Origin of the sequence: Oxynema mangrovii CENA135 (genome assembly GCF_016632315.1) — a bacterium.
Taxonomy (GTDB): Bacteria; Cyanobacteriota; Cyanobacteriia; order Cyanobacteriales; family Laspinemataceae; genus Oxynema; species Oxynema aestuarii.
Window position 1 is genome coordinate 121,262 of the sequence record NZ_JAEOXH010000001.1, and the last position, 15,068, is coordinate 136,329.

The 15,068-nt window shown below is 53.4% G+C and carries 10 protein-coding genes; 1 reads left to right on the plus strand and 9 read right to left on the minus strand.

Annotated elements, in window-relative coordinates:
- Window positions 1-88: 88 nt before the first annotated feature.
- On the minus strand, window positions 89-664 hold the full coding sequence (locus tag JJD41_RS00480; protein ID WP_168570042.1) for a chorismate lyase: 576 nt from the start codon (window positions 662-664) through the stop codon (window positions 89-91).
- A 156-nt stretch (window positions 665-820) separates the two neighbouring features.
- Between JJD41_RS00480 and JJD41_RS00485 the strand changes: the two genes are divergently transcribed.
- Entirely contained in the window at window positions 821-1,375 is a 555-nt protein-coding gene (locus JJD41_RS00485) for a heme-binding protein (protein ID WP_200664242.1), read from the plus strand.
- 8 nt (window positions 1,376-1,383) lie between these two features.
- Here the strand turns inward: JJD41_RS00485 and JJD41_RS00490 are convergent, their stop codons facing one another.
- The 8 genes from JJD41_RS00490 to JJD41_RS00525 all read right to left on the minus strand — a co-directional run bounded on the left by JJD41_RS00490 (window position 1,384) and on the right by JJD41_RS00525 (window position 14,890).
- Window positions 1,384-3,732: a PAS domain S-box protein gene (locus JJD41_RS00490; RefSeq protein WP_200664243.1), complete on the minus strand. Its 2,349-nt coding sequence runs from the start codon at window positions 3,730-3,732 to the stop codon at window positions 1,384-1,386.
- Between the two features lie 75 nt (window positions 3,733-3,807).
- A complete protein-coding gene (locus tag JJD41_RS00495) occupies window positions 3,808-7,332 on the minus strand; it encodes a PAS domain S-box protein (RefSeq protein ID WP_200664244.1) in 3,525 nt (1,174 codons plus the stop codon).
- 165 nt (window positions 7,333-7,497) lie between these two features.
- Window positions 7,498-7,917: a secondary thiamine-phosphate synthase enzyme YjbQ gene (locus JJD41_RS00500; protein WP_200664245.1), complete on the minus strand. Its 420-nt coding sequence runs from the start codon at window positions 7,915-7,917 to the stop codon at window positions 7,498-7,500.
- Window positions 7,918-7,951: 34 nt separating this feature from the next.
- Window positions 7,952-8,368, minus strand: coding sequence for a hypothetical protein (locus JJD41_RS00505; RefSeq protein WP_200664246.1), 417 nt, complete (start codon window positions 8,366-8,368; stop codon window positions 7,952-7,954).
- Window positions 8,365-8,928, minus strand: coding sequence for a hypothetical protein (locus JJD41_RS00510; RefSeq protein WP_168570048.1), 564 nt, complete (start codon window positions 8,926-8,928; stop codon window positions 8,365-8,367). Before JJD41_RS00510 ends, JJD41_RS00505 begins: the two co-directional genes overlap by 4 nt.
- Window positions 8,925-10,064 (minus strand): glycosyl transferase, encoded by a 1,140-nt coding sequence (locus tag JJD41_RS00515; protein WP_200664247.1) that lies wholly within the window; start codon window positions 10,062-10,064, stop codon window positions 8,925-8,927. Before JJD41_RS00515 ends, JJD41_RS00510 begins: the two co-directional genes overlap by 4 nt.
- A gap of 175 nt (window positions 10,065-10,239) precedes the next feature.
- A complete protein-coding gene (locus JJD41_RS00520; RefSeq protein ID WP_168570050.1) occupies window positions 10,240-11,460 on the minus strand; it encodes an aminotransferase class V-fold PLP-dependent enzyme in 1,221 nt (406 codons plus the stop codon).
- 529 nt (window positions 11,461-11,989) lie between these two features.
- Window positions 11,990-14,890 carry a response regulator gene (locus JJD41_RS00525; RefSeq protein ID WP_200664248.1) on the minus strand — a complete coding sequence of 967 codons (2,901 nt, stop codon included), beginning with the start codon at window positions 14,888-14,890 and terminating at the stop codon, window positions 11,990-11,992.
- Between the last annotated feature and the right edge of the window lie 178 nt (window positions 14,891-15,068).

A 15,068-nucleotide genomic window follows, 5' to 3' on the forward strand; every position in this document is an offset into this window, starting at 1 on the left:
ACAGTTGCTCGATTGAAATCGACGAGCCGGGGGTCAATCCGATTCTCCCGGCTCGTCGATTTTTTAGGATCTTTTGATAATGTTTTGATTATCGCTGCATCGGCCCTAAATAGCGGGTTAGATAGGGGGAAAAGACTTCATAAATCAAGGTTAATGGCTTTTTTTGATGCCAAAATAAATAATGGCGTCCCCAAAACGGGCCCGATTGGCCGAAAGCTTTTTCTAAAATGGCACTGTGTCCGTAATGAATGCCGCGCACGTCGCGATAGAGTTCCGCGTGCAGGCGCGAGAGACTGTCCCAAATGGGAATCGAGCGATTTTGCAGGTACTCATCTACATGGGCGGCTTCCCACCAGGAGGCGGCGTAAGCGAGGCGCTGACCCGAGGGCGTTCTCAACCAAACTTGTCGCCGCAAATGGGGGGCGGGAACTGCTTTGATAATGGCTGGCGCGCCGTCGGGATGGGTTCCGATCGCCGACATGTCGATCACATCGACTTCGGTGGTTTCTCCGGTAAGTAATTTGAGGTGGCGAGTGGGAGAACCGTCGCCGAGGAGTAACATTTGCCAACCGGGAGCGAGTCGATCGTGGGGTAAGCCGTCGCGCACGATCGCCTCATCTCCTTCCCAGATCGGATCGAGGGCGTACCAAGTTTGGGGCAGCATCACGCGGTCTGTAGGTCTGGAAGTCGCACTCAATGGTCGTTACACAACTTAACATCTATCTCATCATAGCGCGGGGGGTTCGGCGCGATCCTGCTTTGCCGTTACTGGGCGATCGCGCACCCTTACAATACAACTAGCCGAGCAAGAGGATCGAGGATGGCCGCTCAGTTACCGAAGCAGTTCCCGCCGCCGACAGCCAACGGCGAGATCGAAATCAAACAGTATCCCGCCTATCGGGCCGTCACTTACACCCATCAGGGAGACGTGAAACTCGCGACCCGGGCGGCATTTGATGCGCTTTACCGACATATCAGCGCCAATCAAATCGCGATGACGACCCCGGTAGAAGTGCGCTATTACGGTGCCGATCCGATGGCGGGAGGCACCCGAGATCGCTCGGGGTCTCCCCAGGAGAAGCGCGCCGACGTGTCCTTCCTCTATCCCGACGCGACGATCGCCCCGGCGAAGGTCGCCCCCGACGTAGAAGTGAGAGACTATCCGGAGATCGCCGTGGTCAGCATCGGCATTCAAGGAGCGTATACCTGGGACAGTTACGAACGACATCGCGATCGCCTTTACCGATGGTTGGGCGAAAACCCGCAATATCGGGCGATCGCTCCACCTCGCCGACTGCTCTACAACTCGCCGATGACCCCGGAAGCCCTCAAACAGAGCGAAGTCCAAATCGCGATCGCCTTACCGTCCGACTGAAAGACGAATTAGGGGTAGCGAGATTGACGAATCGGAATCGTGACCGTAAATTCCGTCCCGCGACCGGGTTCGGACACGCACTCGATCTGTCCCCCATGTCGTTCGACCACAATTTGATAACTAATCGCCAACCCCAGCCCCGTTCCCTTCCCGACGGGTTTGGTAGTAAAGAACGGGTCGAAGAGGCGAGCTTGAATTTCCTCACTCATCCCCGGTCCGTTATCCACGATCCGAATCGCGATCGCCTCGAACCCTTCCGAACCCGCACTGGGGGCGATCGCCCGGGTTTCGATGGTAATTTGATGGGGCGGATCTTTCAAATCCAACGCATCGATGGCGTTGTTGAGCAAATTCATAAACACCTGATTGAGTTGTCCGGGATAGCACTCCACTTTTGGCAAGTTCCCGTACTCTTTCATCAAGGCAATTTCCGGACGACAATCTTGCGCTTTGAAACGATTGTGCAAAATCGATAAGGTACTTTCCAACCCTTCATGAATATCTACCTGCTTCATTTGGGCTTCGTCGAGACGGGAAAAATTGCGTAAATTGCGAACAATTTCGCGAATGCGATCGGCGCCGACCTTCATAGAAACCAGTAACTTCGGCAAATCTTCGCGCAGAAACTCCAGCTCGATTTCCTCCGCCATTTCCGTAATTTCCGGCACCTTTCCCGCCTCGTGTTGACCGTACAGATCGACCAAGGCCAGCAAATCTTGTAAATAGTCTTGGGCGTGATCTAAATTGGCATAAATAAAATTCACCGGATTGTTAATTTCGTGGGCAATTCCGGCGACCATCTGACCCAAACTCGACATTTTTTCCGTTTGAATCAGTTGAGTTTGAGTGCGTTGTAATTCCGATAAGGCCGTTTCTAATTGTTGATTTTTTTCTTGCAACTCTTGAGACGTTTGATGCAAGCGTTCTACGGTTTGGCGTAACGTCGCTTCCGCTTCGACGCGATCGCTGATATCGCGAGCGACCCCAATTAAACCGATAATATTACCCCGGGCCGAACGATATACACTTTTCGTACATAAATAAGTTCGCGCCGCAGGGATTTCGCCGTTATTCGAGCGCGGGACGATCGATTCTTCCACCCGTTGTGTTTGACCTTCCATCATCACCCGACGGTCATTTTTAGCGATTTGGCGGGCGCTTTCAGGGGTTAACAAATCCGTATCCGATTTGCCGATAATTTCATCGGCAGGTTTGCCCATTATCGCCGCTCCCGCCGAGTTGATCGTGATGTAGTGACCTTGCAAGTCTTTTAAAAAAATGGGGTCGGCAGTTCCTTCGGTAATCGCTTGTAAGAGGTTGTAACTTTGTTCGAGGGCTTCTTGGGAGCGCTTGCGTTCGGTAATGTCGCGAACGAATAGAGTAAACAGTCGCCCGCTTTGTAAGCGCACTTCGGTGACCGTCAGTTCCATAGGAAAAGTGGTGCCGTTGTGACGTTTGCCGATGACTTCGTAGCCTTTGTGATTTTGATTGTAAAAGGCTTTATTGAGGTAAATATTTAAGTAGGCATCGAGTTCTTGATGGACTAATTTCGGCATCAAAATTTTTAAATTTTGACCGATTAACTCGTCGGGGGTCGGGTAACCAAAAATATCGAGGATGGCTTGATTGACCCAGTGAATTTTACCGCGATCGCTAATGGTGAGAATGCCGTCGGCTGCGGCTTGTAAAATGCCGCGATGTTTGGCTTCGTTATCTTCGAGTTCGCGTAGGAGTTTGTTGGTAATGCCGAAGAAGAGAGACACGCCGACGAAGACGACCCAAATCCCGATGACCCCGGTGAGGACGACCGTTTTTAAGAAAGGGGCGCGGACGCTGGTGCGTTCGATCTGGGCGACGATCGCCCAATCGAACGGGGCGATCGGTTCGTAAGCGCCAAAGACGATCTCGCCGCGATCGTCGCGGATGACGAAGCTGCCCGACTCACCGGAGAGCGCCCGTTGTAGGGGGTCGGCGAGGGGGTCGTCCGGGGGGAGGTCTGCCGGGGTGGCCACCGGGAGGCGCCGACTGGAGACGAGCAACACGAGGCGATCGCCCTGACGTTCGACGAGCATCAGTTCCCCTAAAGGGGAGTTGCGGAGATCGCCTGCGTAAGCGTTGCGGGCGATGTCCAAGGTTTGTTCGCGATCGCGGGTCTGACGGGCGATCGCCTCGATCGCGCGCCGTTCGGTATAAACTTGATCGAGGAGGCGAGATCGCACGCTCGCCAAAGCGGTACGATACAGCATGTAAATCGCAAAAGAAGAGATCGCCATCGATACGACCGCCATGGTCAGGGTTAACAAGACCAGTCGTTGGCGATGGGAGATCCTTGGCTCGTGGCGCTCCGTTGTACCCAAAATTGATATCCTCAATCGATAACTCAAGAGGGAGAGAGGTCGATGTCGATGCTTACCCTGCGATCTTAATCGGGTTTAACATGGGAGCGTTTCCGGGGGCGGTGTCGGCGATGGCGCGACGGGAATTTCGATGCAAAACTTGGCGCCGCGATCGGGTTGGGATTCGCACCAGAGTTGACCTTGATGTTTGTCCACGACAATTTGATAGCTGATCGCCAGTCCCAATCCGGTCCCTTTGCCGACGGGTTTGGTGGTAAAAAAGGGATCGAACAAACTGGCTTTGACCTCTTCATTCATCCCCGGACCGTTATCGGCGATCGAAATGAAAACCCTTTCCGAGGCGTTGAATTCGGTAGGGGCGATCGCCGGATCTCCATCGGGGTGAGGGAGTTTTCTCAAGGTGCGAATCGTAATCGTATGCGGCGGCGGTTGACCTTCGAGGGCGTCGATCGCGTTGGCGAGCAGATTCATAAAGACTTGATTGAGTTCGCCGCCATAACATTCGACTAAGGGCAACTCGTCGTAATCGCGGACAATTGTAATTTCCGGTTTTTCGCCTTTCCCTTTGAGGCGATTGTGCAGGATTAACAAAGTGCTTTCGATGCCTTCGTGAATATCGACGGGCTTCATTTTGGCTTCGTCGAGGCGGGAGAAGTTGCGTAAACTCCGCACGATTTCGCGAATGCGATCGGCGCCGACTTTCATCGAAGAGAGGAGTTTGGGCAAATCTTCGATTAAAAAATCGACTTCGATCGCCTCGGCTTCCTCCTCGATTTCCTCGACGGGATCGGGATAGTGCTGGCGGTAGAGTTCGATCAAGCCGAGCAGGTCTTTAATGTACTCGTCGGCGTGTTGCAAATTCCCGGTAATGAAATTGACCGGATTGTTAATTTCGTGGGCGACCCCGGCGACCATCTGCCCCAAACTCGACATTTTTTCCGTTTGAATGAGTTGGGTTTGGGTTTGTTGTAATTCGCGCAAAGTGGCTTCGAGTTGTTTGGTTTGGGCTTGCGCTTGGCTGGCGGCGAGAGTCGCTTTTTTGTAGAGTTCGGCTTGGTGGATGGCGATCGCCAGTTGGTTGGCGGCGGCTTGGAGCAGTTCGATTTCGGCGTTTTTCCACGGTCGCGGGCCGCTATGGTGACCGCAGGCGATCGCCCCGATTTCGCCGCCGAGGGTTTGCAAGGGCAGCAGGACTAAAGCCGTGTAATTCCATTCGGAACAGAGGCGATAGCTGGAGGGGGTCGGGAGGTCGCCGAGATCGTCGAGGCGGATCGGTTCGAGGGCCAGGAGGCGATCGCTCAGTTGGGGATCTAAGATTTGCGGGTAACAGCCGACAAAATCGCCGAGGTCTTCCCGTCGGGATTCCTTGACAATTTCCCAGTACGACTGTCCCGGTACGATCCCGGAGATCTCGCAGCTTTCCGAATCCGCCATCTTAATCGTGGCGTCGTCCGCTTCGTCGGCGCGGTGAAACCAAATAAAGTGACAGCGATCGATATAGAGCAGTTGGCGGATCGCGGTGACGGCGGTTTCTAAAATCGTGTCGAGTTCGAGAGAGGTGCGAATTTGTTCGGTGAGTTGGTTGAGGAGGGCTTCGCGTTCGGCAATTTGGCGAAAGCGGGCTTCGGAATCGCGCAATGCTTGTTCGGCCTGCTTGCGTTCGGTAATGTTCGATAAGATGCCGACGATCCGCTCGGCTTCGCCGCGTTCGTTGTAGTGAATGGCGCCTTTATCGTGCATCCACAGGTAAAAGCCGTCTCGGTGGCGCAAGCGATATTCGATGTTGTAGAGGCGGCGACCGTCAACGGCTTGGTCGAGTTCTTTGAATACGCCGTCGAGATCGTCGGGGTGGACGCGATCGAGCCAAGAAATTTTGGCATCGGTGACCATTTCGGCGGGGCTGTATCCCAAAACGGCGGTGTAGGCGCCATCCCAGACGATAAATTCGGTAGAGACGAAGTAATCGTAAACGATTTCGCCGAGGGCTTCGACGAGGGATTCGTTACGTCTGAGCAGTTCTTCTTGAATGATGCTGGCTTGTTTGCGTTCGGTGATGTCTTGCAAGCAACCGACGATTTCGATGGGCTGACCGTGGCGATCGCGCAGGACTTCGATCGCGTCGAGCAACCAGTGATAGTTACCTCGGGCGTCGCAAAATCGATATTCGAGGCTGAGGGTGTGGCGTCCTTCGAGGTGGTGCAAAACTTCGCCGAGGCGATCGCGGTCTTGCGGATGGACGCATTCTTCCCAAAATCCCGGGTTGTCCAGAAAGGCTTGGGGAGAGTAGCCCATTTGCGCTTCGATATTTTGGCTGATGAAAGTGGGGCGATAATCTTGTTGGGGATCGCAACTGTAAAGCACCATCGGACTCGCGGCGAGCAGGTTTTGCAAGCGCGTCTGAGCGGCTTTGAGTTCGGCTTCGGCTTGCTTGCGATCGGTAATGTCTACCATAATCAAGCCGAGTCCTTTGGGGCGATCGTCGCTGCCGAATAAGGGGAACAGAGATGCATCCCAGGTGCGATTTTCGGTTTGGGTGCCGACTTGTCCGCTCACCTCGATATTGAGCATCGGTTCGCCACTGGCTAAAATCAAGCGCATGATCGGCTCGAAGTTTTTGGCGATGTTCGGCATCACCTCTGCAAACGCTTTGCCCAACTGTTCGCTGACGGACAAGCCTTTCATTTCGGCGAGGCGTTCGTTGATCTGTACGTAGCGCAGTTGGTGGTTTAAGATCGCCATTCCCGCCGGAGCCGAGGAGAAAAAGGCCCGCCAGAGTTCCTCGCGCCAGGCGAGTTCTTTTTGCAGGGCTTTACGATCGCCCACATCTTGCACGACGAGGAGCGCGCCGTCGATCGTTTCTGGGGTGGCGGTTGCCTCGTTACAGGCAATGGGGATCGCCGTCATTTCGTATTCCCGGCTGAGTTTGCCCGACCTCCAGGGGAGTTCGCCTTTGCGGGGTTTGGCGGTCTCGAAGACCTGGTGGTGGAGGGCGGCGATCGCCTCGCGACTGCCCGCAGGTAAGGCGAATTCGCTCAAAGGTTTGCCTCGGACGTTTTCGGGACGGTGACCCCACAGCCGCGCCCCGGCGTCGTTAGTCGTCAGCACTCGGGTCTCGCGATCGAGCAGGTAAATCGGCTGGGGCAAGGCGGCGACAATGGCGGCGAGGCGGTCGGTCTGGGGCGATCGCCTCGTCGTCAGCGCGGGAGGAGGCGCGGGATCGTCGAGTTCTCGACCGACGAGATAGACCGATTCGCCGTTGGGATGAAATTGCACGAGCCACCGGAGGCGGCGATCGCCCCGTGGGGATAACTGACAGCGACGTTCCCACTCGGCGCGCGGGTTCTCCGGGGTCAAACTGGCCCAGTCTCGTTCGAGTTGCGGGCGATCGTCGGGATGGGCGATCGCGAAAATGTCTCGGTACCCCCCCCGGTCGGGATGGCCGAAACATCGCTCCCAGGAAGCATTTACCCGTTGTAACTGCCCGTCGCGCTTGGCGAGTGCCATGCAATCGGGAGCGATCTCGAAGAACGGGTCTAACTCGCCCGCATTGGCTGCGCCTTGATTCACAGGGTTGACCCGATTGGAATCTAAACCAGACATGTGCTAAGTTCCTTGTCTTTTCCCGAGTCGTACTAAGAACGTCGGTGGCGTCCGTACTGTTTCCCCGGCGGATCGTTGATTCGCTTCCATTTTAGAGTTTAGATTTGGGAAGTTAGGGGTGTAGACCCCCCGATCGCCGCTCCTGTCACCCCACACCGCTCTCGCTTACGATTCTCCGGAAACGTGAATGACAATTTCTCGGTAATGTCCGCGATCGCGATGTTCCCATACGTAAATCCCCTGCCAGGTTCCCAGAACCAATCGCCCTCGGCTGACCGGAATTTGTTGCGAGGTTTGGGTCAGCGCCGTGCGGATGTGCGCGGGCATGTCGTCCGGGCCTTCCGTACTGTGCAGATAGCGCCGCGATTCGGGGACTAAATCGGCAAAGAAGTTCTCTAGATCGTGCAGCACGTCGGGATCGGCATTTTCTTGAATCAGCAAACTCGCAGAAGTATGCCGCAAAAAAATCGTACACAATCCCGTTTCGATCCCGGATTGGGCGACGACTTCTTCGACTTTTGCCGTAATTTTTGATAGCGATTTTCCGGTTGTTTGCAGTTTGAGATATTTTTGATAGTGGCTCATGAGCGCCCTTGAAAATTAAAGTTTAAAATGGGATTTATTCTAGGGAGGATTCCGGGCGATCGCGAAGCGAGTCCCTTGGCGCATCGCCGTTTTCCTCCGGTCCGACATCCGCTTCGGCGTCGATCTCGCCAGAGGGGCGATTTGGCTTGGCAGAGGCTTCGCGATCGCCAGAAAACCCGTTTTCTCCTAGGGTCGGATCCTCCTCTTCCCCCGCTTTGTTGTCGTCATCTCGATCCTCCCCTTCCTGGCGCTTGCGCTTTTTCTTTTTGCCCCGTTTGGCTTTGCTCGTTTCTTCTTCAGGTTCGCGCCAGGGGGAATCGTAACGATTCCAGGGGAGAATCGGTTCGTTGGGGAGTTTGTTCGTCAAAACCGTGATGTTATCCGGATCTGGTTCTGGCAGTTGGATCGGTTCGTTCGGTGGTTTTTTGCCACCTTCGCGGTCGGAAGTCATAACGAAAAACTGTCTAACAAGATCTGCAAGTTTTGCATTTGCGGGAAGAAATTCGCAACGACCAAATCGAGTAAAATCGTCAGGGCCAGAATCCAGGTGACATAGGCCGAGTATGATAGGGACTGGGAGACGTCATCTAGACGTTGCTTATTGGCATTATAAGTCTCGACCCAATTGACGAGCATCTGAATTTGGTATTGGTCGGGAGGAAGGGAAAGATAGCGTTCGAGAAACTTGCGATCGCCCAAATTGGGCGTCACGGCTAACTGACGCGGCAAAAAGGCATTAATCAACAAGGTGAAGTTAATCAAAAATCCGAGTAATTCCACAATCGTGAACAAACTCGGGACGAGTACCAGATGCGAAAGGGTCAAACTGGTCAGTAATGCCCCGTTGGTAACAAATAAAATATTTAATTTGGTGGTCAAACGCTGAATTTGTTCTCGCTGTTCTTCGAGAACCATTCGCACGTCCCGGACGGCTAATTTTAGGGTGGCTGACGAGTTTGATTGAGTCGGATCGGCAATTTGTTTCAATAACGAATTAACGGTGAGGGTCATTGTGGGTGAGGAGGCGGTGAGTGAGTCGCAAAATGGTTGACGACAGCACGCGCGATCGCGAGGGATCCATCTTTTAAAATTCGATTGGATTCACGAGGGGGATCGAGCGGTTGGCGCAGAAAATCCCACTCTCCCTCGAAAAATTCTGCTGGGGTCACAACTTTATGGTAAGCGTTATTTCTCAAAGCTTCCACTAAAATCGGCGATTCTGCAAAATCTTCTCGCGTCAGGGAAACAATCGGGATTTCTAAGCGACAGGCTTCGGCAAAGGTACTATATCCCGGTTTGGAAATGACCCGCCCGCATAAGGGCATAAAATCGACGGGACGAATATGTTGAAAAACAGAATCGGGATTGCCCATATCCGGTCCGTCTCGAGTAATTTTAATTAAGTTTGGTAAATCCGGAGCTTTAGCATCAAAGCTGAGAAATTGCCAGTCCGGAAACTGAGCTAAATTTTGATAAGGAATGCGATCGAGTCCCAAGCCACCAAAGGTGAGTAAAACGGTTTTTTCTGGGGGCGTCTTTAAGTTCCAATGAGCGCGCATGGCGTCGAGATCGTAACGCGGCGTTCCCCCGGTCAATCCAACTTCGGTATGGTGGGGAAAAGCGCTCATCGGTTCGCAAAAAGGCAGGCGAAATAACAAATCGCATTGATGGAAACACTCGCCAATCCAATCGGCGATCGCCTCAAATTCGCCCCCCCAGGGTCGATAGATGAAATCCCAGCCGAAATTACCGAGCATCCACCCGGGAATCCCCGCCGCACGGGCGATCGGTGCCGCTAACGGCGGAATATCGCCGAGAACCAATCCCACCCGATTGAGTTTGATAAAATTCACTTCTGCGGCAATAATTTCGTTTTGTCGTTTCCGGACCTCGCGCAGTTTGTCTAGAGTTGCATTTTTATCCATTTGGATGCTGTCGGACTGAATCACGCCGACGTCCAACCCACGGGGACGCACGATAAAATCGCCGGGGATATAAGATTCGAGCAACCAACGCGGGGCCGTGGTCACCAGGACGAGCAAGATTTCGGGATCGAGTCGTTGAATTTCGGCAGCGACGGAGGCGGCGCGAACGGCATGACCGAAACCGTGATTGGTAATGGCGATGTAGATAGTAGGTCGAGACACGATTGGATATTAGGGAGATTTAGGGTTTAGATTTGTAATTGGCGGAATGGAAAGGGTCGAGTTCCCCTCACTCGGGATTCAGGTTATTGGCCGGATTCCTTCTGCTTTTTGGCATTGTGGACAAGCCGCGATCTTGCCCGTACTCGGGACGGGCTGTTTTTCTTTAGCGACTGTGTCAAAATTGACGTAAAAATCGATCGATCCCGATCGCGAGCTGCTCGATTTCTCGATCGGTGGTGAAATAATGAACGCAGGCTCGAACACAGTTGGGATTGAGGATAGTTCTAACCATAACTTGCTGTTCTCGTTCTAAGAATTTGACTAATTCTCGATGCAGTTTGGTTCTTTCTTCCGGGTTTGAGGAGAGTTGAAAGGACACTAAGCCGCATTCGGGAGGGGACGTTCGCAGGCAGTGAACTTCCGGGAAATTTTGAAGTTTTTCCCAGAGCAATTTACTGCGATCGCAGATTTTTTGGTAACGTTCTTCGGCGGTTCCCCATTGGTGGTGAACGGCGATCGCCGATCGCAGTCCTGCATATAAAGGATAGGCGGAAGTGGCCACCTCAAATACCCGTCCGTCGGGTTTGAAGCGGATCGGTTCTCCGGTTTCGTTCACCTCAATCCCCCGCCACCCGATAAAGGTCGGATGCAAACTGGTTGCAGCTTCGGAACTGATATAAAGTCCTCCCAAGCCTTCGGGACCGCACCACCATTTATGTCCGGTAAAGGCATAAAAATCGACATCGGATCGAGCCAGTTTTAAGGGGAGGACGCCGACGGATTGAGCGGCATCGACTAAGACTTTTGCTTTGCGCGAGTGCATACTTTGGGCGCCCCAATCGTGGCAGACCCGCACGAGGCGATCGAGGGGCAAGACTTGACCTGTATTCCATAAAATATGACTGAGAACGATCAGTCGTGTATGTGAAGTGAGGTGCTGGGCTAGCACTTCAACGGGATTGCCCCGATTGAGGGTTTCTCTCAAGGGACAGACCGTCACTTCCAGGCGAAAACGGCGCTGCAACTCCCGAACGGCAGCCACGATGCTCGGATGTTCGCAATCGGTGATTAAAATACCGTCTCCGGCTTGCCAGGGGAGACCCCACAAGACGATATTGCAGCCGACGCTCACATTTTCGGTCAAGGTAATGGTGTGGGGAGGGACGCCGAGTTCGACGGCGATCGCCTCCCGGGTCGCGGTCGCTTCGCGCACGATCCAGGCGTTGGTTTGTCCCGAGAACGGCCCGAGTTGTTGGATATCTCGATAAGACTGGGCGATCGCCTCTAATGCCTGTTGCGGCAGTGGACCTTGACCGCCATAGTTAAAATAGGCTTTATTCGCGAGGGCTGAAAATTGACTTCGGTATTCTTCGATACGGGTCAAAGGATCGGTCATAAAATTCCTTTCGTTACAGCACTTTTAAGCGTACCATTGCCCTCTCTACACCGTTAAGGGATTCGATGTTTGAGGGTCATTATTTTTCACTCGGATTGAGGGGCGATCGCCTTACACCGTCACGAACAATCATTGTCAATCGAGTCAATTGTCTATGTTTTTAGTTTTTAGTCGATCGGGGAATTGTCTGTAAACTGGTTGAGAGCGATCGCGGGTAATACCATTTTTCTAAAACCTCGATCTCTCTCATTATTTTTGAAAATCGGTATAATTCCCTCAGTTAATAAGTTACTACAATCCCAAAATATAGGATTATTTGAGTATTTCTTATAAACCTCAACTAGGATATTTGTTTATTGTGTTTATAAAAAATTTATCGATAGGTATTTTTTATTTTGAAAATAGATTTTTATAGGTAATTTGTATTCCAATTCCTTAAGTGTACGATTGATATTTGTGGATTTTTGATATCGGCGATCGCCCTCTATAAAAAAACAATCGATCTGTATTTTTATTATTTTTTTATCGTTCAACCTTCGATCTTTTGCGTTTCTAGAACTTTTTTGACTCGTAAAAATTCAGTTTCTAAGTTAGTAATATCTTCCTGGATTCCATCTAAATACCCCTCGGCGGCTTTTAACTGAATGGTTTTACACATGCCGGACAAGGCGACCGCCCCTAAATTCCCGCTACTACCTTTGAGGGTATGGGCGGCTTCTTTTAAGGCTTCTGGATTATTTTGTTCCAAGGCTTCGCGAATATTTTTTAACAGGGGAATCGTATCTTCTAAAAACATTTCAATTAATTCCGTAACCACATCCGGTTCCCCAGGGGCTTGGAGTTCGTAACGCAGGCGGGTCAACCGTTTGAGATCTACCGTCGGAATGTAAGACGGCGCGATCGCCTCGGGAACCGCCTCGACCGATGGGGATCGAGAGGAGGGTTCAGACGAGGGGAGAACCGTCCCGTTGAGGGGGTCTTGACCGACGGGGAAGAGCAAACGCTCAAGGGCGGTTTGTAACGCTTCCACGCGAACGGGTTTGCTCAAATAATCGTCCATTCCCGCCGCCAGACATTGGGCGCGATCGCCTTCCATCGCCCCGGCGGTGAGTGCGATAATCCGGGGACGGCGATCGGCGTCGAACTCCCGCACGATCGCTCGAGTTGCCTCGATCCCGCTCATGCGCGGCATCTGCACGTCCATTAAAATCGCGTCGTAAGCGTCTTTTTTCACCGCTTCGACCGCCTCTACGCCGTCGCCGACTGCATCCGCCACGTAACCGAGACGTTCTAATAACTTGAGAACCACTTTGCGGTTGACCGCATTATCTTCCGCCACCAAAATCCGCAGGGGAATCCGGCGGGCAAATTCCGCATCGAGACGGCGCACGGACAAATCGCCGATCGCCGCCGCCACTTTGGGATCGAACTGGGGGGTCGGAGAGTCTTTCGAGGGAGCACGCAGATCGACGGGCGGCTTTTCTCGGGCGATCGCCCCGACTAAAGCCCAGTAAGAGGATTCCAACCCCAACGGCTTGTATAAAGGAAAGAGCTTGTCCCCGGCGAGTTTCCCGTCCACTTGCGAGGGAAAACCGAGCAGCAAGAGGGGAAGATCGGGCTGTTGCTGCTGCAATTGTCGCCACAAGGCTTCCCCATTGCTCGTTTCCGGGAGGACTTCGACGATCGCCCCATCGAGGCGATCGCCGCCTTCCAATCCTCGATCGACTTCCGCCGCACTGGTGGCCACGCGCACGTTCATCCCCCATCCGGTGGCGCGATCGCGCAAAATCTCGCGATTGGTAGTATTAGACACCAACAGCGCGATCGTTTTCCCCGCCAACCTCGGATCTTCGCCGCGTTCGTAAACTTGCGGCAATTTTTGGACTTCCGGCACCGCGATCGCAAAGCCGAAGGTCGAACCGACCCCGACCTCACTTTCTACCCACATGCGACCGCCCATCAACTCGCTCAAGCGCTTGGAAATTGCCAGTCCCAATCCCGTTCCGCCGTGAGAACGGGTGGTCGAGCCGTCCACCTGCGAAAACGAGCGAAACAGGCGGTGGGTCTTCTCCGGTGGAATGCCGATTCCAGTATCTTTAACCGCAAAGTGAATTTCATAATAGGTTGGATTTTCTGCCTCAGCGCCGGACTTCTCCGGGCGCGCCAGTTGCGCGAGCAGATGTCCGGCGGACCAGGACCAATTGCCCATCTCCTCCGCCGTTATGCTGACGCTAACTTCGCCAACTTCCGTAAATTTAATCGCATTGCCGAGTAAATTTAGCAAAATTTGCTGCAAGCGACGGACGTCGGCGATCGCCACCCTCGGCGTGGTCTCGTCCATCTGATAGGCCAAATTGAGCGACTTGCGGGCTGCTTCCGGCGCCACCAGGGCCAGGGTTTTTTCAACGCACTGGCGCAAGTCGCACGGTTGCAAATTGAGAACCATTCGGCCCGCTTCGAGTTCGGACAAGTCGAGCAAATCCTCGATCGTCGCCAGCAGGGTTTCGGAACTGTCGAGAATAGTTTCGGTCAAATCTTGTTGTTCCGGATTGAGCGGGGTATCCAACAACAACCGCGTCATTCCCATCACCGCATTCATCGGCGTTCGCAGTTCGTGACTGATATTGGCGAGAAATTCCGATTTGAGCCGCGTCGCCGAGTACGCTACTTGCAAAGCGTTATCGAGTCGCTCGTTGCTTTCTTCGAGTTCGCTCAGTTGCTCGGCGCTTCGTTCTCGCGCTTCGATCGATTCGTCGATGTAATTGCGTAATTGTCGCACGGTAGGGCGGAAGATCGCGAAGGCTTCTAAGAGGAGAACGCACAGAATCACGGCGAGGAGTAAGTTTTGAAGCCGTTGCAGTTGAGCCAGTTGCGATCGCGCTTCGCCTTCGTAAAGGGCGACGATGGTTTCCATTCCGGCGAGAAAGTCGTCTTCGCGATCGAGGATTTGGCGAACGAGGGCGCCGACTTGTTCGTCGGTGGTCGTGGCGGGCGATCGAGCGAGCAGGTCGATCAGTTCTTGAGCGCTTTGCACGAGAACTTGATAGTCCGGTTCGACCTCGTTAAAGGCTTGACCGATGCGATCGCTCGGGTTCCCTTGCAAACGCAGTTGGGGATCCCCTTGCTGCAATCCCTGATGGGCTTGTCGGAATTGGTCTAAGGCGGTTTGGAAGCCGTCGAGATCCGTGGGGATTTCCCGGTCGGTCGTGCGCGCAACTTCGACGGCGAGAGCGTTTTTGCTCAATTTTTGACTGAGCATTCGCTGGCGTCCGGCAATGTTAATTGCTTGAGAATAGGGCGCTTGAGACCGAATCGCGCGATCGACGAAAAGATTGCCCGCGACCGACACGATCGCCACGACACTCAGAGAGGTGATGTAGAGTAGGTTGAGCCGACGAGCGGGAGAAGAGGGGAACTCTGGCGAGGACATGGCGATAACAGGATCTCAAAATCTCAACGGGTTTGGCAGTCGTTTCCAATTAGGATGCCCAAAATGATTCGATTTGACTTCCCAAAAGCAGACGGGTCTCACGATCGTGCTAGTCAAGGAAAGCGATCTCTGGGTTGGGTCCGTGCCGATCGCCCCGATCTCATTGGCACAGTTCGAT

Bases quoted from the DNA above. Each gene is read 5' to 3' on its own strand.
- JJD41_RS00505 (WP_200664246.1), bottom strand. From the start codon at position 8,368: ATGACTTCCGACCGCGAAGGTGGCAAAAAACCACCGAACGAACCGATC.
- JJD41_RS00485 (WP_200664242.1), top strand. From the start codon at position 821: ATGGCCGCTCAGTTACCGAAGCAGTTCCCGCCGCCGACAGCCAACGGC.
- JJD41_RS00495 (WP_200664244.1), bottom strand. From the start codon at position 7,332: ATGTCTGGTTTAGATTCCAATCGGGTCAACCCTGTGAATCAAGGCGCA.
- JJD41_RS00525 (WP_200664248.1), bottom strand. From the start codon at position 14,890: ATGTCCTCGCCAGAGTTCCCCTCTTCTCCCGCTCGTCGGCTCAACCTA.
- JJD41_RS00510 (WP_168570048.1), bottom strand. From the start codon at position 8,928: ATGACCCTCACCGTTAATTCGTTATTGAAACAAATTGCCGATCCGACT.
- JJD41_RS00480 (WP_168570042.1), bottom strand. From the start codon at position 664: ATGCTGCCCCAAACTTGGTACGCCCTCGATCCGATCTGGGAAGGAGAT.
- JJD41_RS00500 (WP_200664245.1), bottom strand. From the start codon at position 7,917: ATGAGCCACTATCAAAAATATCTCAAACTGCAAACAACCGGAAAATCG.
- JJD41_RS00520 (WP_168570050.1), bottom strand. From the start codon at position 11,460: ATGACCGATCCTTTGACCCGTATCGAAGAATACCGAAGTCAATTTTCA.